The organism is Mixta gaviniae (assembly GCF_002953195.1).
Lineage (GTDB): Bacteria > Pseudomonadota > Gammaproteobacteria > Enterobacterales > Enterobacteriaceae > Mixta > Mixta gaviniae.
Genome location: NZ_CP026377.1, coordinates 1,839,292 through 1,858,320, shown reverse-complemented (window position 1 = coordinate 1,858,320; position 19,029 = coordinate 1,839,292). Strand labels below are relative to the sequence as shown.

The 19,029-nt window shown below is 53.8% G+C and carries 21 protein-coding genes and 1 pseudogene; 8 read left to right on the top strand and 14 right to left on the bottom strand.

Features of this window, described 5'->3' with window-relative positions; translation table 11 throughout:
* Window positions 1-24 precede the first annotated feature (24 nt).
* On the bottom strand, window positions 25-534 hold the full coding sequence (locus C2E15_RS08655) for a GrpB family protein (protein WP_104957006.1): 510 nt from the start codon (window positions 532-534) through the stop codon (window positions 25-27).
* A gap of 178 nt (window positions 535-712) precedes the next feature.
* A complete protein-coding gene (locus tag C2E15_RS21305; protein WP_128861311.1) occupies window positions 713-934 on the bottom strand; it encodes a hypothetical protein in 222 nt (73 codons plus the stop codon).
* A 747-nt stretch (window positions 935-1,681) separates the two neighbouring features.
* Between C2E15_RS21305 and C2E15_RS08650 the strand changes: the two genes are divergently transcribed.
* Window positions 1,682-1,936 carry a biofilm/acid-resistance regulator YmgB/AriR gene (locus tag C2E15_RS08650; protein ID WP_104957005.1) on the top strand — a complete coding sequence of 85 codons (255 nt, stop codon included), beginning with the start codon at window positions 1,682-1,684 and terminating at the stop codon, window positions 1,934-1,936.
* 17 nt (window positions 1,937-1,953) lie between these two features.
* Window positions 1,954-2,274, top strand: a complete 321-nt coding sequence (locus tag C2E15_RS08645) for a hypothetical protein (RefSeq protein ID WP_104957004.1) — start codon at window positions 1,954-1,956, stop codon at window positions 2,272-2,274.
* Between the two features lie 583 nt (window positions 2,275-2,857).
* Here the strand turns inward: C2E15_RS08645 and C2E15_RS21645 are convergent.
* Window positions 2,858-2,995, bottom strand: coding sequence for a hypothetical protein (locus C2E15_RS21645; protein ID WP_167391848.1), 138 nt, complete (start codon window positions 2,993-2,995; stop codon window positions 2,858-2,860).
* Between the two features lie 154 nt (window positions 2,996-3,149).
* On the opposite strand from C2E15_RS21645, the pseudogene C2E15_RS08640 reads away from it, so the two are divergent.
* Window positions 3,150-3,596 (top strand): annotated as a pseudogene (locus C2E15_RS08640) (efflux RND transporter permease subunit); the annotation flags it as partial.
* A 333-nt stretch (window positions 3,597-3,929) separates the two neighbouring features.
* On the opposite strand, the gene C2E15_RS08635 reads toward C2E15_RS08640, so the two are convergent.
* Window positions 3,930-4,508, bottom strand: coding sequence for a DUF4142 domain-containing protein (locus C2E15_RS08635; RefSeq protein WP_104957003.1), 579 nt, complete (start codon window positions 4,506-4,508; stop codon window positions 3,930-3,932).
* A 286-nt stretch (window positions 4,509-4,794) separates the two neighbouring features.
* Here C2E15_RS08635 and C2E15_RS08630 point away from each other — a divergent pair, with 286 nt between their 5' ends.
* The gene (locus tag C2E15_RS08630) at window positions 4,795-5,859 is read left to right on the top strand and encodes a mechanosensitive ion channel family protein (protein ID WP_104957002.1); all 1,065 of its coding nucleotides are present in this window, start codon (window positions 4,795-4,797) and stop codon (window positions 5,857-5,859) included.
* Window positions 5,860-5,972: 113 nt separating this feature from the next.
* Here C2E15_RS08630 and C2E15_RS08625 read toward each other — a convergent pair whose 3' ends face one another.
* On the bottom strand, window positions 5,973-6,935 hold the full coding sequence (locus tag C2E15_RS08625; RefSeq protein ID WP_104957001.1) for a LysR family transcriptional regulator: 963 nt from the start codon (window positions 6,933-6,935) through the stop codon (window positions 5,973-5,975).
* An 82-nt stretch (window positions 6,936-7,017) separates the two neighbouring features.
* Between C2E15_RS08625 and C2E15_RS08620 the strand changes: the two genes are divergently transcribed.
* Window positions 7,018-7,971 carry an MBL fold metallo-hydrolase gene (locus C2E15_RS08620; protein WP_104957000.1) on the top strand — a complete coding sequence of 318 codons (954 nt, stop codon included), beginning with the start codon at window positions 7,018-7,020 and terminating at the stop codon, window positions 7,969-7,971.
* A 235-nt stretch (window positions 7,972-8,206) separates the two neighbouring features.
* Here the strand turns inward: C2E15_RS08620 and C2E15_RS08615 are convergent, their stop codons facing one another.
* A complete protein-coding gene (locus C2E15_RS08615; protein ID WP_104959126.1) occupies window positions 8,207-8,695 on the bottom strand; it encodes a DinB family protein in 489 nt (162 codons plus the stop codon).
* Window positions 8,696-8,876: 181 nt separating this feature from the next.
* On the bottom strand, window positions 8,877-9,782 hold the full coding sequence (locus tag C2E15_RS08610; RefSeq protein WP_104956999.1) for a LysR family transcriptional regulator: 906 nt from the start codon (window positions 9,780-9,782) through the stop codon (window positions 8,877-8,879).
* Between the two features lie 116 nt (window positions 9,783-9,898).
* Between C2E15_RS08610 and C2E15_RS21975 the strand changes: the two genes are divergently transcribed.
* Both C2E15_RS21975 and C2E15_RS08600 read left to right on the top strand, forming a co-directional pair.
* Complete coding sequence (locus C2E15_RS21975) at window positions 9,899-10,360, top strand: hypothetical protein (RefSeq protein WP_245912364.1); 462 nt, start codon at window positions 9,899-9,901, stop codon at window positions 10,358-10,360.
* A complete protein-coding gene (locus C2E15_RS08600) occupies window positions 10,353-10,646 on the top strand; it encodes a DUF1330 domain-containing protein (RefSeq protein WP_104956998.1) in 294 nt (97 codons plus the stop codon). The genes C2E15_RS21975 and C2E15_RS08600 overlap by 8 nt, the downstream gene beginning before the upstream one ends.
* 352 nt (window positions 10,647-10,998) lie before the next feature.
* Here the strand turns inward: C2E15_RS08600 and C2E15_RS08595 are convergent, their stop codons facing one another.
* From C2E15_RS08595 to C2E15_RS08580, 4 genes are all read right to left on the bottom strand, one after another.
* Window positions 10,999-11,736 carry an ABC transporter ATP-binding protein gene (locus C2E15_RS08595; RefSeq protein WP_245912363.1) on the bottom strand — a complete coding sequence of 246 codons (738 nt, stop codon included), beginning with the start codon at window positions 11,734-11,736 and terminating at the stop codon, window positions 10,999-11,001.
* Window positions 11,736-12,764: a FecCD family ABC transporter permease gene (locus tag C2E15_RS08590; RefSeq protein WP_104956997.1), complete on the bottom strand. Its 1,029-nt coding sequence runs from the start codon at window positions 12,762-12,764 to the stop codon at window positions 11,736-11,738. The genes C2E15_RS08595 and C2E15_RS08590 overlap by 1 nt, the downstream gene beginning before the upstream one ends.
* Window positions 12,761-13,780 carry an ABC transporter substrate-binding protein gene (locus tag C2E15_RS08585; RefSeq protein ID WP_104956996.1) on the bottom strand — a complete coding sequence of 340 codons (1,020 nt, stop codon included), beginning with the start codon at window positions 13,778-13,780 and terminating at the stop codon, window positions 12,761-12,763. The genes C2E15_RS08590 and C2E15_RS08585 overlap by 4 nt, the downstream gene beginning before the upstream one ends.
* Window positions 13,781-14,044: 264 nt before the next feature.
* Complete coding sequence (locus C2E15_RS08580; protein ID WP_104956995.1) at window positions 14,045-14,473, bottom strand: Rrf2 family transcriptional regulator; 429 nt, start codon at window positions 14,471-14,473, stop codon at window positions 14,045-14,047.
* A 139-nt stretch (window positions 14,474-14,612) separates the two neighbouring features.
* On the opposite strand from C2E15_RS08580, the gene C2E15_RS08575 reads away from it, so the two are divergent.
* Window positions 14,613-15,500, top strand: coding sequence for an NAD(P)/FAD-dependent oxidoreductase (locus tag C2E15_RS08575; protein ID WP_104956994.1), 888 nt, complete (start codon window positions 14,613-14,615; stop codon window positions 15,498-15,500).
* Window positions 15,501-15,663: 163 nt separating this feature from the next.
* On the opposite strand, the gene C2E15_RS21640 is transcribed toward C2E15_RS08575, so the two are convergent.
* The 3 genes from C2E15_RS21640 to C2E15_RS08560 all read right to left on the bottom strand — a co-directional run bounded on the left by C2E15_RS21640 (window position 15,664) and on the right by C2E15_RS08560 (window position 18,979).
* On the bottom strand, window positions 15,664-15,960 hold the full coding sequence (locus C2E15_RS21640; protein ID WP_245912362.1) for a VOC family protein: 297 nt from the start codon (window positions 15,958-15,960) through the stop codon (window positions 15,664-15,666).
* 582 nt (window positions 15,961-16,542) lie between these two features.
* Window positions 16,543-17,454 carry an alpha/beta fold hydrolase gene (locus C2E15_RS08565; protein WP_104956993.1) on the bottom strand — a complete coding sequence of 304 codons (912 nt, stop codon included), beginning with the start codon at window positions 17,452-17,454 and terminating at the stop codon, window positions 16,543-16,545.
* A gap of 499 nt (window positions 17,455-17,953) precedes the next feature.
* Window positions 17,954-18,979, bottom strand: coding sequence for a zinc-dependent alcohol dehydrogenase family protein (locus C2E15_RS08560; RefSeq protein WP_104956992.1), 1,026 nt, complete (start codon window positions 18,977-18,979; stop codon window positions 17,954-17,956).
* Window positions 18,980-19,029: the final 50 nt, after the last annotated feature.

Below are 19,029 nucleotides of genomic sequence, written 5' to 3'. Positions count from 1 at the left end.
TGTTTCGCCGGCCCGGCAGCGGCATTAAGCCAGCGCCGCTATCGCCCGTTGCAGATGATGCCCGATAAAAGCGGACTTCAGCGCCTGGTAGCGCGGAATATCATTGTCGCACGCCTGCGCCGCCGCGTATTTGACCTGCGCATACTGTGCCGCGATCTCAGGATGTTGACGCAGATAGTCGCGAAACGCCAGGTGGTTAATGATCTGCCGATCGCCTGCGGCGAAGGCGTGTAGCTGATGCGTGCGCCGATCGCCGCCTTTGACAAAATACCGCCGGCCGGGAATGCCGTTCTCGCCGCGCGCGCGATAACCGAGGCGCGCCAGCGCGGGCGTGCAGCGATCCAGCTCGTCCAGCGCGGCGGCCACCAACAGGATATCGATAACCGGCTTCGCCGCCAGACCGGGCACCGAGGTGCTGCCGATGTGATGAATCGCGATGACCGTCTGGCCCAGCGCCGCCTGTAGCCATGCGCACTCTTGTGCGAAACGCGGCGGCCATTGTGCATCGTATGGCGTAATGATGAGGGTACGCATCGTTATCCTTTTTGTTTTAGCTGACGGCCGCTAATCCGGCGATACCGTGGGAAGAGGAGCCTGCCACTTCCCCGGTTCCAATGGCTGAAGTCAACTCACAGGGTTTTCTGCCGGGCCCCAGCGTCTCACTTTCTGCGGTGCCTTGCCATCAGCGCATAAAAAAACCGCCCTCAGGCGGTTAAAGTTTGATGAGATACTTTTTCGGATTATCGAAGCATTCCGGACACGGGGCGGCGGCCGGATGGCGCTGCCGTGATACTTTTACCGCATCACGCTCGTGATAAAAGGTGCCTAAAAACTCACGCCTTCCCCAGGCGGGCAAGGAGGTACATTCTTCTGAATGCACACGGCGTTTGGTGTTGTGCTGTGAGAGTGTCGCAACGTAATAAAACTTAGCCATCTTTGGTTCCATACTTATTGTTGTCACATAAACGTAGTCACAAAATAAATATTGGTACTAATATTTTACCTATTGCAGCGATAGGCGTTTCCTGAAATCGCTGATAATCCTGCCTTACCCTGTTTATTCCCCTGCTCTTCTGCCTGCAGAACAACCTGTTATGCCTGGACTGAGCCCTTTCGTTGCGATTTTTATTTTTTGACGCTTATTGAATAAGGGAGAGGGATCAGGAAGCGGAGGCGTCTTATTGCACGGTTAAAATTCGTACCAGAAAAGAGTGTAGCACGCCATTATTGCCCGCTGTTCAGCCGCCGCTATCGTCGCCCCTCGTCGCCAGGCAGTACTGCCTTTTATCGCGACCTGTACGGGTTGTACAACCTGCGCATCGCTTAAAAATTGATTTAATTTTTGTGAGGGAAACTGAACAAGTTAAGGATGAAATTTTAGCTACATCACTGAAACCGCTTCAGGTAAGGACAAACACCATCAAAAATGCAGACAGAGTTATAAGCTGCTTCTTATAAACATGTTTGACCACACGTTTTGCACAAAGCAAAGTTGTACAAGCAACAATAACTTGTATAACTTTGCGCTGTGACGTTAAGTCGCACGTAACGAACGGTGCTTTGCGCCCCTCTGAAAGTGAGTGGATTTCCACTTTCAGAGGCATTTTTTATTTTTCGGTGACTGTACAGCAATCTCTTCAGGATTGCCCGTTTCCGCTTGCCTGCTATAAGGGATTTCACTATGCAACAGATCGCTACCTCTGAATCACAGATTATGGACTATTTTAAAACTGCCGGCGCTCACCTCACGAAAGAGAAAGAGACCATTGCAGAGATCTATGCAGAAGTGCTGGCCTGCAAATCCTTCGTCAATAATAAAGATCTTATCCGTGCGCTGCTTGAACGCCTTGAGTGCGAAAGCGATGTCGTTAAGCTTGATATTTACCGCAATGCGCTTGAAGCCGTGCTGCAAAGAACGCCTGGCGATATCTTCTGATAACAGGGGGCAGAGGGATGGGAAACGTGAAAAGCTGTGTTTGCCAGGATGAATGTTTCTGCCACCCTTGCGTAGCGGAGCAAGAACGCTTAGCCCTCGATGCAAAGAAATTAGTCTTAAGGCTAATGTGCCAGAGCTATCTGGAGAACGGCGTAATAAGCAATACGCAGATCATATTTAATTTAAGCAATATGATAGAGCAGGAAGAGGATTTATATAACATCGCTGTCTGCCAGGCCGCTCTTAACGCCGTTTTTGATTATGTCACCAAAAATATTCAGCAACGCTTTTCCTCGCTTCCTGTCATTGAAGCCGTCGGGAAAGAGGAATTGAAGTAAGCCCCGGGCAAAACGGACGCGATGGGCTTGACCCTGCCTTGCCTGTTAAAGCAGAGAGCCACTCATCGCTAACAGGCGGATCACCACACCGCGCGGACAGCGGGTTTGATCGGTAGGTATAACGGCTTCTGCTCCCCCACTGCTGGTGAAAAGGTTCTCTTTATTACTCCTGCTGTACAGAGGCTCTCTGGCACATGGTGCTATCACAGCGCGGCGCCTTTGCCCTGCCCGTCCGCCGCCTGAAAAGCCGTCACGCCCGGCTTATGCGTTTTCAGCTTTAGCGCGTGATCCCGCCACCCGTTCAGCGTAATGGCTGTTCTATCGCCGATAATGACCAAACGCCTCAGCGTACAATGAAGCATTAAGAGAAACGGTGCCGTGCGTCTTAACAGCCTGTTGCACCGATAACGCTGATGCGCTTATTCAAGCGCCAGGTTTCGCCAGCTTTGGCAAGGCCTGAAGCCGCAGAGCCACAACGGCAGCGTGCGGATTGTGCCACCGGCGGTCTTCGCCAGGAGGCAAATTAGGGGATTTATAGTATTTATTTTTATGTATTGCCGAATTTCCCTGGTGTCAGGAGCCGTTACTTACTTGGGTAAGGCCAGGGGTGATCTAAGCCCGTTGATGAAAGAATCCCGGTAATAGCCAGATAGGCAACCACCAGCGCGAAGATAACAATTGCTGATATTTCAAGTGATTTAATCAGGTGACGCTTAGCCATAAATACCCCTTCTCAGATTAGGTGTTTGGACACGCACCCCTGAAAATACGATGTTACCGGTAAAGTGCAAGCGTAAATCACATTATGAAACATAAAGCATGGCTTATTAATTATTCGCATCGCGAAAATGCTCGATTATTATCCTGCAGGGGCGGCAGTGTCGGCGATGATCATGATGACCGCACCGCTGGGCCTGATTGGCGTAGTATCCACGCTGTTGCTGTTCCAGCAGCCATTCGGCATTAACGCGCTGGTCGGGCCGATAGCGCTGTCGGGCATTCTGATGCTCAACATGCTGATTCTTAACGGAAAAACCCACCATAATGTGCGGCAAGGCCTCGATCCATTTCATGCTGTTTTTGAAACAATAGTCCAGCGCGCCCGCCCGGTTCTGCTTACCGCGCTGGACGCCATTCTGGCGTTTATCCCTTTGACGCATACTGTTTTCTGGGGCACGCTCGCCCGAGCCCTTACCGAAGGCACCTTCGGCGGCACCATCATGACGCTGCTGTTTTTACCGGCCATGTACGCCATCGGGTTTGGTATCAGAAAATCTGCTGAGAGGGAGAAGGTGTTACCCACAGCGGGTAAAGAGGAATAATCAGACGCGGATCAGGACGGGGGTATTGCCGGTAAAGCGGGATGCCGGCGGCAATCATCTGCCACGCTTTTCGGAAGGCTGGCTGAACTGCGGGTGATGTGGATCAGGAGGCGCTTCACAGCCATATCTGCAGCACGACGCGATGCAAACAACCACGCTCTCTGTAACTTCGGCAGGCTCGCTTTGGCGAGCCTGCCTGTTATAACGCGCGTGACGCTTCAGCAAAAAAGAACAGGATACTTTTCATCATGTCGCCCCTTCCGCCAGCCCGGCCTGGGGCTGTGAGGAAAGGTCATGCTGTCCGCGGGGCCGTGCGCCTACCGCATAGTCTGCTTATTTACCTTGCGTCGCCAACTGCTCGGCGGATTTGAGATGTTGCTCTACAACCGGCGTATGGGCGTCAGCCAGAGCTTTCACATCAGGATCGTTGATCTTCGTGGCGTCGCTTTTCAGCGTCGACAGCACCATCTTATGATCCATGGTGCCAGCGTTTTCCATATACATCTTGTCAAATGCATCGCCGCTCTGTTTTTCCAGCATAGCGGCCATCGCCTTGTGCTTGGCATCCGGCTCAGTCGGCAGTTCCACGCCCTTTTGCTGGGCGACCGTCTGTACTTTGGTCAACGCAGCGCCGTGATCTTCGATCATCTTCTGAGCGTAGGCTTTAACTTCACTGCTTTGGGCTTTGCTCAGCGCGATCTTGGCGGCGGCGACTTCATTGATATTGGCCTGCGCCATATCTTTCACCGCTTTTTCGTCGCCGGAGCTGAGCCTGGCGCCCGATGCGGTCTGGCCTGTGGCGCTATTCTGCGCGGCGCTTGTCGGGGTCTGGGCTTGCACGCTGACAGTGCTGAACATTGCAGCCACTGCCGATACGACCAGCAGCCCTTTCAGGGTTTTACTTTTTTGCATTGTGTTCTCCAGATGCACATGTGTAGGGTAGTGTCAGGTCATTAACTGTGTCGCGCTTCGTATGTCAATGACAACTGCACTGGTCAGTATAGTAGAACAATGATTGATCCTGCGTTTATTGCACACAGGAGGCGCTTATCAGAAATTGCCAGATATTTTTATCCCCTGGCGAGTGGGATAATGCGTGTGAGTCAGACAATCTGCAGATAATCTGGAAGAAAAAGGTTACTGATGTGTTTAACCGATCTGACAATGCAGAGAGGTTGTCAGAATATAAGGGGAAAGAATGCCTGTGTTATTTGGTGAGTTATCTGGTGCGCCAGAATGGGTGCCTGCTGTATTGCTCGTCACGCTTTCGCTTGTCGTGGGTTTTTTAACGCGATTTATCCTTCTTCAGTTCATCCGTTACTGGCAGAGTCGTGACAGAAAGCTATTCAAATCGCTTGAAAAACACCTTCGTGGATCCCTGTTTCTCTTCATTCCCCTGCTGTTAATAAGATTAGGGGTTAATTATGTCAACATCCAGCCGGAATCACTCAGTTTTATTACAACCACCGTTAATATCTTTATTATCTTATCCTTTTGCTCAGTCCTGATTCGATTAATTAATGTTGCTCAGGATATGCTTTTTATACGTTATGACATTAATATTTCCAATAATCTTCGCGCCCGCAAAATTCGCACGCAGATAATGTATGTTAAAAAGGTCGCTATTGTTGTACTTGTAACGCTGTGCCTTTCTCTGGTTCTGCTCAGTTTCCCTGGCGTAAGAAAATTCGGCACAACCATTCTGGCCGGGGCCGGGGTTGCCGGCATAATCATTGGCTTTGCGCTACAGAAATCGCTGGTTAACTTGTTTGCCGGCATTCAGATCGCCTTTACGCAACCGATAAAAATCGATGATGCTGTGGTAGTTGAGAAAGAGTGGGGCTGGATCGAGGAGATAAACCTGACGTATGTTGTGGTGCGTCTCTGGGATCTGCGCCGACTGGTGTTGCCGATTACTTACTTTACAGAAAATCCGTTCCAAAACTGGACGCGTAACAATGCACAAATTTTAGGCTCTGTTTTTCTCTACGTTGATTACTCGATGCCTTTGGCGCCCCTGCGCAAGCACTTCGAAAAAGTACTCAGTGAAACAAAACTCTGGGATCAACAAGCTCAGGTGCTTCAGGTGACCGATACCACGGAAAAAACCATGACGATCAGGCTGTTGATGACGGCGCAGAATTCCCCTACGGCCTGGGATTTACGCTGTCACGTGCGGGAAAAAATGATTGAGTTTATTCAGCAAAATTATCCGCAAAGTCTGCCTCATCTGCGGGCAACGCTAACCGGTTCCGATAGCTGAAGGTCGGGCGTGAGTCATTAAGCTCGCCCGTTTTACAGGACGGAACCTGCAAACCCCTTAGCAGGCTATCCACCGCAGAACCGCCGCCCGCAGGTCGCGGGTGGCGTGCCTGTTCACCGTTTGGCGCCGGCAACGCTCTGCGCGCCAATCTCCTGTTGTCCATTCATCGCTCTGCGCAACACTCCTTTCAGCCAGCTCAGCGGCATATCGTTATCGCTCCGCTTATGCCAAAGCAGCGAAAGGGCAATTTCCGGCGTCTCTACCGGAACCGGGCTGCACCTTAAGCCGTAATGAGCAATCCAGTCGTCAGCCAGCCCGGCGGGAACGGTCGCTAAGGCGGGAGTGCGCGCCAACAGGGGCGGCAGAGAAGAAAAATGCGGCGTCACGTAGCGCACCGAGCGCCCTTTTCCTACGGCAGCCAGTTGATCATCGATAGCGCTCCAGGTCGCCCCGCGATAGGAAACCAGCAGATGAGCCTGCGTCAGGTAGTTTTCCAGCGTCAGCGGCGCTGGCAAAGAGATCTGTTCAGGATGCCAGAATGTGCAAAAATTGTGCGACACGATTTTCTCGCGCCGCAGCGTGGCGGGCGTATTCTCGCCAACCGAGATGGCAACATCTATCTCCCCCTGCGCAACAAGTTCAGTATCCCGGAAGGGATCGCTGGCCGTTACCTGCAGCGTGACGCCCGGCGCGGCGCGCGTGATATACGCATACACTTTCGGCATTAACCAGCACTCCACCCAGTCGCTCATCCCGAGACGAAAAACATGGGTCGCCTCTGCAGGGGTAAATGACGCGGGCTGAAAAAGCACGTTCTGCATCTGCTCCATTAAAGGGCCCAGCGCAGCGATCAGCGCCTCGGCACGCGGCGTCGGCACCATGCCTCGCGCCGTGCGCACAAACAGCGGATCGTCAAACATTGCGCGTAGCCGGACCAGCGCATTGCTGACAGCAGGCTGACCAAGATGCAGTTTTTCTGCCGCACGCGATACGCTGCCCTCTCGCTTCAGCACCAGCAGCACTGTCAATAAATTCAAATCGATACGATGAAAATCATTTTCTCTGATAGTGAACATTATTTTAATCAATTTGAGTGATATCAGTAGCGTAAGGATACTGTGAACCACATTCTGGCGATACTTTTTAGGCAGATTTTAAATGAAAATATTACTGACTCTGGTCGCTTCACTGATCATATCCAGCCCAACGCTGGCGGCCGAACGGCCAGATGCCTGGGATCAACAGGCGCCCGGTTATTACCGGATGACCCTGGGAAAACTGCGCATTACGGCTGTATCCGACGGCACCGTGACCGTGCCCCTGAACAGCCTGCTGACCCATATTTCACCAGCAGAACTACGCCAGGCCATGGCCAGAGACGCGATGACGCCGCAGGCCGAGACATCGATTAACGCCTACGTTATCGATGACGGCAAAAAGCGCATTTTAGTTGATACCGGCGCAGGCGAGCTGTTCGGACACCATGGCGGCCATCTGCTGACCAACCTGGCGGCGGCAGGCTATCCGGCAGCGTCGATCGATGCCGTGCTTCTGACCCATATCCATGCCGATCACTCAGGCGGCGTCGTGCGCGCGGGCAAACCCGCCTTTCCAAAGGCCGAAGTATTCGTGGATCAACGCGATGTCGATTTCTGGCTTAACCCGGCAAACGTCAGTCAGGTGGAGGCCAGTGAGGCACATACTTTTGCTGAGTCTGAACGTACCCTTCGTCCGATCATCAATGCAGGCCGGTTGAAAACCTTCCTCGCCCCGGCCACCTTATCGCAGGGAATACGCGCGGAGTCGACGGCCGGCCATACGCCGGGCAGCGTGCTTTACCGCGTGGAAAGTGAAGGCCAGACCCTGGTGCTATGGGGAGATATCATCCATGCCAAAGCGGTACAAATGCCCGACCCGGAGGTGGCCATCCATTTTGATGTCAACCAGAAGCAGGCTATCGCTACACGGGAAAAAGTGCTGAAGCAGGCTGCGGATCAGGGCTACTGGGTGGCTGCGGCGCATATCGCCTTCCCCGGGCTGGGTCATGTGCAGCATGAGGGTAACGCCTATCGCTGGGTGCCTGCTAATTACACCACCCAGCTCGGCCAATAGAGGGGGTGCAAAGCGAACCGTGGCAACGCAATAACAGTGAAGATTTAACCGACCGTTTAAAGGCCACGGTTTGCTTTCTTTTCATCAGGCCTGGCGCAGCGATGATGCCGAAAGGGGTGTTCTACCCTCGCCATCACGCCGCTTGCGCGCCAACGCATTCGGCATCTTTCAGACCAGGCCCCCTTATAGCGGCCCCTGAAGCCGCCAGACAGGTAATAAGCAGAAGGAGACGCCTTCAGTGATGATGATCCCTCAGGAAAACTGTCAGCACATCTTTCGGCGCAACGCCCCCACACTCCGAAACTAACCACCCTACCGCTCCGCGGTGGTAGGTGCCATGAAAAAGCATATGATTTAGCATATCGATGGCGGTCATTTCCCCCTCCCCACCATCGACGAAACTGAACTTAATGGTTTTTCCTAAATCGGCTGGCGTCATTGCGCTGACGTGCTGAATATAGCCGTTTATGCAGTCATGCATTGTGACTTCAAGCTCATCCACCGAGGGGGTTTCAGGGGTATTCAGGGCCGTGTACCCATGTTGCTGTCCCGAGATATTGGCCCTGAAAATCCTGTCTACGACATAAATATGGTTCATCAGCCGCAGCATCAGATGACGTTTTTCTGCATAGGTGGATTCATTGATGGCTTTAATGGCTTTTAGCGTTTCGGAATCAATCCAGCGCTTGAATTTTAAGAGCGTAACGAGTGTATCCTTGTCCATCATAAACCTCCTGTTTTGCCTGTGGCGATAGCATATCAATAATGCACATCTCCTGGCAGAGTTTCATTTTCTGGGGCCCTGGCCTGAACAGCCTGGATGCACTGCTCACTCACCGCAGGCTCTGCGCCGCGTTACGTGTGCCACAAGCAGGTTCCCAGGTTGTAGGTAATTGATGCGGGCATCAGTCAAAGTAGGGTTTTAACAGCTCTTCAGTCCATTCCATAAAGGCCCTTACGCGCCGTGACAGGTTGCGCCGGTGCGCGACAACAAAAGAGGCATTGAGCGGCTGGGGACGCAGATGGGGAAGCACTTCAACCAGCGTGCCGCGCTGAATATGGGGCGCGAGCGCGGAATATCCCCCCTGAATTAAGCCTGCCCCCGCCAGCCCTGCTTCGTGATACGCCAGTACGCTGCTGACTCTCATGGCACCGGGGAGCATCAGCGACTGGTAGCCATCGCCTGCCGGATACGCCCACCCATCAGGCTTCGCACCAAAATTGCGCATGTAATGCACCATCCGGTGGCCCTGTTTAAGAAGATCATCGATTGTCTGTGGCACCCCGAAGCGCGCCAGATATGCCGGACTCGCTGCATTGATCATGCGTAATTGTCCCAGCGGCCGGGCAATCAGCGTTTCATCCCCAATTGGCCCCAGGCGGATCACGCAGTCAAAACCTTCCGGGATCAAATCGACACGACGATCGGTACTGGAAAGTTCGATTTCAAGTTCAGGGTGTGCTTCCAGCAGCTGCGGCAGAGCGGGAACCACCACGCTCTGCGCCAGCACCGTGGGCATATCAACGCGTATCCGTCCCCGCAGCGACATCCCACTATAAGAGAACATTGATCGCAGCTCCTCGGCTTCCGACAGCAGGTCACGCGCGCGTGAATAAAAAGCGCGCCCATCTTCCGTTAGCTGCACGGTGCGCGTGGTGCGGTGCAGAAGCGTAGCATTCACCTCCCGTTCGAGTTCGCGCACCACCACTGAGACGCGCCCTTTCTGCATACCCAGGCTTTCAGCGGCCTGCGTAAAGCTCCTCATTTCTGCCACGCGCGCAAAAATTACCAGCGCCTCCAGATCTTTCATTGTTCCCCTCATGAGTAACAGTGCGTTATTTTTTCAGCTATTTATGAACATATTAATAGTTAATAGACTGCTTTCACACCGCGTATCCCGCACCACTCCATCTGAAGGCAAGTAAAATGACGCATCTCCTGAAACACATTAATGCCGTTGTTACCTCTCGCTCCGGCCATGGGTATACGGCGCGCATGGCAGCTGAAGGCGCCGGTGCTACCTTGATCGCTATTGATGCTGAAGGAAATATTGTTGAAGAAGCGCGGGCGCAACTTAGCGCGGCAGAGGTCATTCGTTACCGTAGCCCGGGCGGAGGCAAATCCGCTTACCGCGCGGGCATGGCCGGAGGCATTCACTTCATTGCTACCGCGGATATTGACGCCTTTGGTCAGTCTGAGCGCATCACAGGAGCGGCGCACAAAGCGCCTGGTGTGGCTCGCAGCGACAGCCTGCGCGCCACAAAAACGGGCGGCGGCATGCGGCCTGGACCTAACGATACCCCCCTGTCTCAGCCTAATTCCGCATCGCAGATGCGCTTTACGCTGGCCCCCACCACATCGATACAAAGGATAAAACGAAATGAATAAAGGTTACTTAATCGCTCATGTGACGATATCTGACCCTGTGGCCTATGCTGAATATGCCAGAGCCGCCGGGGAAGCCATGCAGGCGTTCAATCCGAAAATCATTGCCTGGTCCGGGCAGTATGAAAACCTTGAAGGGGAAGCACATGAACGGCATGTCGTTCTTGAGTTCGCGTCATTTGCCGAGGCCAAACGTTTTTACGAGAGCGCTGGCTATCAGGCAGCCAGGTCAATACGCACCGCTGCTGCAACCGGCACGTTTGTGTTAGTTGAAGGATGCAGCCTTTAATTTTGCGGGCCCTTATCTCCGTACAGAACACGGCGATATGACAGGGGTAATCAATACTTTTCGCGAATACTCTATCGGCCCGCGCCAGCCTGCCCCTGGCGCAGCGCAGGTTTCTGGCTGAGCTGATAACCACCGAATGCCTGTATCAGTCAGCGTCCGGTTCATATGCGCTGGTACAGAGCGATTTTACGGACATGATAACGCCAGACAGACAGGACGAAATAAAAATCAGTTCAACAGGCACTGCGCCCAATGCCGCATCACGCCCTGCCTGCTCCCGGTGGATATTCGGGATGCAGTCAGGCCGTTAATGATGATTTCTCATGCGCCTTATCTCAGGCGTACTGGATGGTCATTCCCCCCGGTCGCGATAAATGGTTGCATCGACCTGCCAGGTCGCCTGAATCAGCGCCGGAGTCAGCACCGCAGCAGGCTCGCCGGATGCCACAACCTGACCGTCATGCAGCACCACCAGATGCTGGCAATATTTTGCCGCCAGATTGAGATCGTGTAAGGCCACGATCACCGTAACCGGCAGCGCAGAAATAAGACGCATCAGCTCCAGCTGAAACTGTATATCCAGATGATTGATCGGCTCATCCAGCAGCAGAATATCCGGCTGCTGTGTAAGCGCACGGGCTATCTGGCAGCGCTGCCGCTCACCGCCTGACAGCCGCTGCCAGGGGCGGTGGGCCAGAGCCTCAAGCTTCATCATCGAGAGCGCCTGTTGTACGGCATTCTCATCGGCCTGACGCCATGGCGTGAATGCATTGCGATGCGGCGTGCGGCCGAGACGAACAATATCAATAATGCGCATCTCCGCCTCCGCCTCGGCGTGCTGCGGCACAAAAGCAAGCGTGCGGGAAAGCTGGCGTCGGCTCAGGTTACTTGTCTGCTTGCCGCCAATGTTCACTCCCGCGTAAGCGCAGGGCTGGACGCCAGCCATCGCGCGAATCAGCGTAGATTTACCGGACCCGTTAGGGCCGAGCAGCCCCACGGTTTGCGATCGCTGCGCCACAAAACTGATATCAGATAACACGCGGCGCGCCTGAAGCGTCACGCTTAGCTTATCAACCACGACATGCATCATTATTTCTCCCGGTTGCGGTAGAGGATCAGGGCAAAAACAGGCGCGCCGATCAGCGACGTCACCACGCCAATCGGCAAAACCTGATGAGCGATCAGGGTGCGTGATATCAGGTCTGCAAGGATCATAAAATGGCATCCGGCAAGAAAAGCGATCGGTATCGTTACCAGATGGCGATGCCCGGCCATCATGCGTGTTATGTGCGGAATGACCAGACCGACAAAGCCCACAGCACCGATGACGCTGACGATAACCGCAGTCATCAACGCGGTGGTCAGCAATAAAATAACGCGCACCAGCAGCACACGCGTGCCAAGCGTCGCGGAGACGTCAGTGCCAAAGTTAAAGGTATCGAGTGAGCGGGCATAGCCGATCGCTACCAGCAACCCCATGACGACCACGGCAAAGCACAGCAGCGCATCAGCCCAGCGAACGCCGCTCAGGCTACCCAGCAGCCAGAACATCACGCCGCGCGACTGTTCGGCATTGGCCGCCGTACTGACAATGTAAGAAGTTAGCGCGTTAAACAGCTGCGTGCCGGCAATACCGGCCAGAATGATACGTGCGGTGTTCTCGCGCATGCCGCCCGATAACAGTACGATCAGCATAAAAGCGATACAGGCGCCGATAAACGCCCCGGATCCTGTCGTGACGGCGCCGCTGCCAATACCCAGCAGCATTACGCTGACGGCGCCTGTTGAGGCGCCGGCAGAGATGCCCAGCAAATAAGGATCGGCAAGCGGGTTACGTAACAGCGACTGCAGAACCAGTCCGCATAATGCCAGCCCCCCGCCGCTGCTGGCTGCCATCAACGCACGACTCATACGGTACTGCCAGACAATCCCGGCTTCGACCGCAGGCAGATCGAAGTGCGTGATACCCAGGCCGTTGGTTATCGCACGGGCGGCCGTGGCAAAACTCACCGGCATATCGCCGCTGGCAGCAGCCAGCGTCATCATTACCGGCAGACTCAGGATACCGGTAAAAATTATCAGGCCGGTTCGCCAGTAAAAAGCAGGCTGGCTGGTCATCGGGAGCGCGCGAAAGCAGCAAGCTGCTGCCCAATCAGCTCTACCGCTTCTACGTTCCGTAAGGACGGATTGAGCGACATGGCCGGCACCACCACAATATGGCCTTTTCTGACCGCAGGCATTTCGCGCGTCACGGGATCGGTTTCCAGAAACCGTTTTTTAGTCGCGATGTCATCGGCAGGATATAGCCGCCTGTCCATACTGGCGATAACAATGATGTCAGGCTGCGCCTTGACGATCTGTTCCCACGTTACCGCAGGCCATTCCTCGTCAGAATCGATGATATTCGTCAGCCCCAACGTTTTGCTGATCCAGCCCGGGGCCCCTTTATTGCCTGCTACCCATGGATCGCCTTTCAGGCGTGGGCTTGAAAACCAGTAAACAACGCTAAGTGGCGCTTGCGGCTGCGTACGATGCTGCTGTCGGGCGGCGGTAATGCGTGCAAACAGCGCCTGCTTCAGCGCCTCGCCGCGGGCGGGCTGATTAAAAATGCGCGCCAGCGCCGTGATTTCATCAAAAATAATATTGATTGAGTAAGGTTCTGTGCGTGCGCCATCGCCGTTGGAGGCGGCAGTCACTGTTTTTGCTGTGCAGTCAGCTGGCGAAATCCAGGTTTTGATACCCAACTGTTCAAACTGCTGCCGCGTGGCGACCTCGCCCTGCGGGCCGACGTGCCAGCTGTATTGGGCAAGAACAAGTTCCGGACGCTGGGCAGCGACAGCTTCGAATCCGGGCGCATTCTCAGCGAGTCGCTTCAGATGTTCACCCTGCTGTTTTAAATCGTCGGGTAATGCGCCAAACCACACAGATGTAGCCACAATTTTTTCTTTTAGCCCCAGCGCCAGCATCAGTTCCGTTTCGTGCTGACCAATGGTCACCACGCGCATCGGGGCGTGCTTAAATGTCTCTTCAACGCCGCAGTTTTCAATCGTCAGCGGGTAGCTGGCGGCATTCGCCTCAATCGGTGAAAACGACACCAGTGCCGATATAAACACAGGAAGGATTAATTTCATCATTTCACATATACGTTATGTTATAACGTAACAATATGCATGACGAAGAATTCAGTGTCAATGCGTAAAACGCGCGGGCAAACCGTATGCTTTCTCTTCCTGCTGATGACCTTTACCACACCATGCGAAGCGTCACTGCACAGCACTTCCCGGCCACATCAACAGTGATAAGGCCGGTTCGCTGCGCCTGTCGTATGGCCTGAACGGGGCGGTCGGCGCCAGGAGCGCACCGTCGTATGATCTATTCTGTGAAAGCTCCGAAGGGATTCACAGGTTCAGGTAACGTTGCCCGAAATCGCTGGCTAACTGTTCAAGCGTTACGCTTTCCAGACGGCTTAAAAGCAGCGCCTGCGCGGCGTCAAACGCTTCGGTTAACGCCGCGTTTACTGCCTGTTCGACCAGGCATTCCGGATGATCGGTCGACAAACCTATGGCAAATATCGAAGCCGATCCCAGGGCTTCATGGATATCCAGTAAGGTGATATCCGCTAGCGGTTTCGCTAACGACCAGCCCCCCCGATGCCCTTTTTCTGAGCGGACATAGCCTTTCTCTTTAAGCAGCGCCATGGTTCGTCGGATCACGACGGGGTTAGTGTTAAGCATCTGCGCGATGCTATCCGAGGTGGCAGGCCGCTCATGCCGGGACATGTGGATCAAGACGTGCAGCATGCGGGACAGGCGTGTGTCATTTCTCATAGCGATCGGCTTCCTGAAGTAATTCCGGTGAGCATAACTCGATACAGCATAAGTTACGAGAGTGTTGACACCTCAACTTCAAGTAACTTATGTTGTATCAAGATATCATTCGGGCCTTCGACGCTTTCAGGAGAAAAATATGATTTATGACGTAATTATTGTTGGCGGCAGCTACGCCGGGATTTCCGCTGGCCTGCAGCTGGCACGGGCGCGCCGTAAACTATTAATCATGGATGCCGGTCAGCGCCGTAACCGTTTTGCTGACCATTCACACGGATTCTTAGGGCGGGACGGTTATCACCCTGCGATAGTAGCCAGTGAGGCAAAAGACCAGCTTCTGGCTTATCCCACGGTAACGTGGATTTCTCAAGCCGCCGTTCAGGCACAGGCGGGCAAAAATGTGTATGTCGTAACAGCCGAGTCCGGGGAGCAGTTTGCGGCCCGGCGCTTAATCCTGGCTACGGGGGTGAAAGATGAATTGCCAGATATTCCCGGACTGGCAACGCTATGGGGCAAGAAGGTTTTTCATTGTCCCTATTGCCATGGGTATGAACTGGAAGGCGGGAAAACAGGCGTTCTGGCAACGTCGCCATTTGCCATTCATCAGGCGTTAATGCTCCCCGACTGGGGACCAACAACACTTTTTCTCAATAAGGCGTTCGAACCGGATGCCGAACAGCTGGCGAATCTGGCCAGGCGAGGCGTGACGGTAGAAGAGGAGCCGGTTTTATCAGTCGGCGAAGAGCAAGCTGAGGTGACCCTCGTCAGCGGCCGCAAAATCAAACTTGCAGGGCTGTTTATTCAACCCCGGACACATATCCATTGCCCCTTAGCCGCGCAGCTCGGATGTGAATTTGAAGCCGGGCCGACCGGTAAATTTATTCGGGTTGATGCGATGCGTGAAACGACCGTTGCTGGGGTTTTTGCCTGCGGGGATGCGGCGGTAGGTGCAGGCAATGTCGCCATCGCCGTGGGTGATGGCGCCCGTACAGGCGCTGCCGCTCACCAGTCTCTGATATTTCGTTGAATACCTGGCGGAGGCTTCTTATAAACCGAACCCTCCGGCGGTCTCTTGCTAAAAAATATGACGGCGCAAACCCTCTACGCGCGGCGGCTCCGGGGATTAAGCATAACGATGCCGGGCTTGCTCAACCGTGATTAAGCGCATTCTGTTATCCCTACCCCATAACTCACGGCTGCCCCGCGTTATCCTCTTCAGGATGAAAAGGATAACAGACACATGCCAACTTATGTCCATCAGGATCAAGAAGGTATGCAACGTAGAAATCAGGCCCATAAGCTTCTCTGACACCGGGCTGCCCTTCATCGCTGCCGCCGTTGCGCAGCCCCGCCGTATGGAATTTCCTGACCTGCTCTGCGCTTTTAGCGCTGAACGAAAACAGGGTGCCATTCCCGGCCGTGGCCTTTTTCTTATTAAAGGGATGGCAAATGCAAAAACTAAAACCTTCCCCTAAGGGTTCCCCCATGTGGCCCAACCTTCAGCCCATGAGGGAATGCGTGATATCCCCAGCTCAGCAAAAATCGCATCATAGAAAGTAACCATACGATCTAAATTGTTGGTTCCAATCGTGGTGTACATCAACATGTGATCTCTCCTGCCTTACCTGATACAGCTGGCCCCTCCGTTAACGGAAAAGGCGGCTCATTTTCTGGATGCTATCATGCCCTGGCTGAGCTATCGCTTGAGCGATTTTCCCGTTCATGGCCGATGTTCCGGATCGCGCGCCTTCACAATATTTGCGCCATACCGCCTGTTGAACCGCCGCTTCAGCTCAATTTCGGCCGTTATCTCCAGGAGCCTGCGCCAGCGTGCGACTGCCCTGGCAGAGCATCGTTCAGCTCACTTACCGTAAAGGTCACGCCACCCTTCACACTCCCCACAATGACCTCTCGACGTGACTTTCAGCAATACGTCAGCCAAAGGCCGCCTGAGCCGCAGGAGCCTACGCCCAGCGAAGGTGCTGTTTCTTTACCTCATTGCATTGCTCTCTCCCGGGCGGATTTTAGAAGCTGCCGTCACGTCGACGTAAGGTGCCCCTCAGCATCCTTTATTTATTTAAGAATGACGCAACCGCGCTGGAGAACCGTTCTGGCTGATCAAGCATGACAAAGTGAAAACTGTTATCGATACGCGTGAAATGAATATCTGGTGCCGAGGCATAGGCTTGACGATACATCGCCTCCACGCTGGCTGCAGGCACCCCGAATAAGGTGTCATACGCATACACGATCTCAATCGGCGCATGAATGTGGGCAAGCTCGGGACGCAAATCGGTCGTCATCAATTCATACACTGCATCCGCAACGGTTTTGCGATCAGAATGGATCCCCGCAGCCACCAGAGCAGGTCTCACTGCCTCGCTTTTAGCTAAGTGGGCGATGGAGGTCTTCTGAAACGCCAGGCTTTGCGCTGGCGACTGCGCCAGTAGCCAATCCCGCATAGCAGTGGCATGCCGGGCAGCAGTTTCACTGGTCGCCGCAGGGTCAATCATCAACGTATAGAATGGCAAAGCATCGACGATTATCAGGCGACCAACCTGATCGGGATGACGGGCCCCCAACATCAATGCCATCTCTCCACCGAGAGAATGGCCAATGATCACCGGTGATTTGAGGTGTCGGGTCTGGATGTATTCAGCGAGGGCATCCGCTGCCGGAGCGATGACCTTTCCTTCTGGGTTGGAAATGGCGGGTGTAGCTGCAAAACCCGCAAGTTCTACCAGATGAACACGGTGGCTCGTACGTAAACGTGATGCTAAGTCAGCCCACACTTCGCGAGACGACGCCAGCCCCGGAATCAATATGACATCCGTTCCTGAACCTTGTGTCTGTACAGAGATACGCTGCGAGTTCGGGGGTGCTGAAGGGATAGGCAGAGACTGAGCTGCGGAGGCCGGGCCTAAGAGTGACATCAATAAAAGCGTCCCGCCGATCATTGCACGGATATTTGCGGTATGCATCACATCTCCCTGTTTAAGCTAAGCGGTTTGAAAGTAGCGGAAGCCGCGCTCGATCGCGAGTCGCCAACGCGTTTGTAAAAAACCAGTCTGTCATTAATGCACGCATATGCAGGGATTGGCTTTTGTCAGGATTTGATGACACAGGGTTATGTATGGGGTTCGAATATTTTCACCCATGCACCCTCATTTTCTGAGGAGAGTATGTTAGTCATCCCGATTACCGTCTCTTTTATTTCATTTTTCATTTCAGATTTCTGGTACCCACTCGTTTAACACCGGGGATTTTCCACGGCGCAGGCACAACAACTCGTCCTGTTCCCCCGCCTACAGAAACCTCTGGTAGCCTGCTTCTGCCTGCGGTTGTTCCAGCCGTCCGCTATGTGCCAGAAGCAGACGTTAAAATGAATACTGCAATAAAAATTATCAGGGTCGGTGGCAAGTGCAAGCGGCAGAGGTGTTTTCAGGGCAACCCTGCCGGAATTTTTTGAAGCCTGATATATCAGCCCACGTTGATAACAATTTTCCCGAACGCACCCTGGTCAAGCAGCTTAAGCGCCTCCGGGAGTTCGTCAAAGCAAAAAGATTTGTCGATAACCGGTTTCAGATTGACCCCATCAACGGCCCGAACCAGATCTTCCAGCGCCCTGCGGTGACCAACGCCGATCCCCTGAATGGTAGGGGATTTAAGCAGCAGTAATCCCCCTGGCGCTGAGGTATCGTGTACGTCCATCATACCGATCAGCGAGATACGCCCATGCGAAGCGACGGCGCGAATAGAATCTGCAAAGTTACGACCACCTACTGTATCCATAACGTGATCAATACCCCGATCGTTTGTCAGGCGATAAATGGCGTCGACCCAGTCCTCTTTTTTACGGTTAATACCGTGATCGGCACCGAGCGCTGCTGCAGCGGCCAGCTTCTCATCGCTGGATGAGGTAATAAATACTTCAGCCCCCATCGCCTTAGCTATCTGAAGTGCAAAAAGCGACACCCCACCGGTTCCCTGCACCAGTACAGTTTCGCCGGCGCGAAGGCCGCCGCGTTCAATCAGAGCAAACCAGGCCGTCAGTCCTGCACAGACTAATGTGCTGGCCTCAGCTTCGGTGAGCGATTGAGGGGCTCTGACCAGCCACTCTTCACTCATGACCACATATTCGGCCAGTACCCCCTGAAGCGCATAGCCTAATGTGTTGTAGTGCGGATTTTTAGCATTGTTATTCAGCTTGCCGTCAACCCAGTCTGCGTTGAAAGATGAAATAACACGATCGCCTTCGCTGAAACGGGTTGTACCCGGTCCCACCGCTTCAATGACGCCAGCCATATCAGAGCCCGGCGTAAGGGGCATTGCCATACCCTTGCCCATCCCGCCGTCAATAATGACTTTGTCACGGAAATTAAGGGAAACGGCATTAACCCGAACCAGCACTTCGTTCGGGCCGGGCTGAGGTATTTCTGCGTCAATGAGTTTCAGATTCTGGCGTCCGGTTTCGCTTAACGTCCAGCGTTTCATTGTAGGGTTCATGAAGACTCCTGTGTGAGTAGTAAAGGACAGACAAAATCCTAACATTGCCA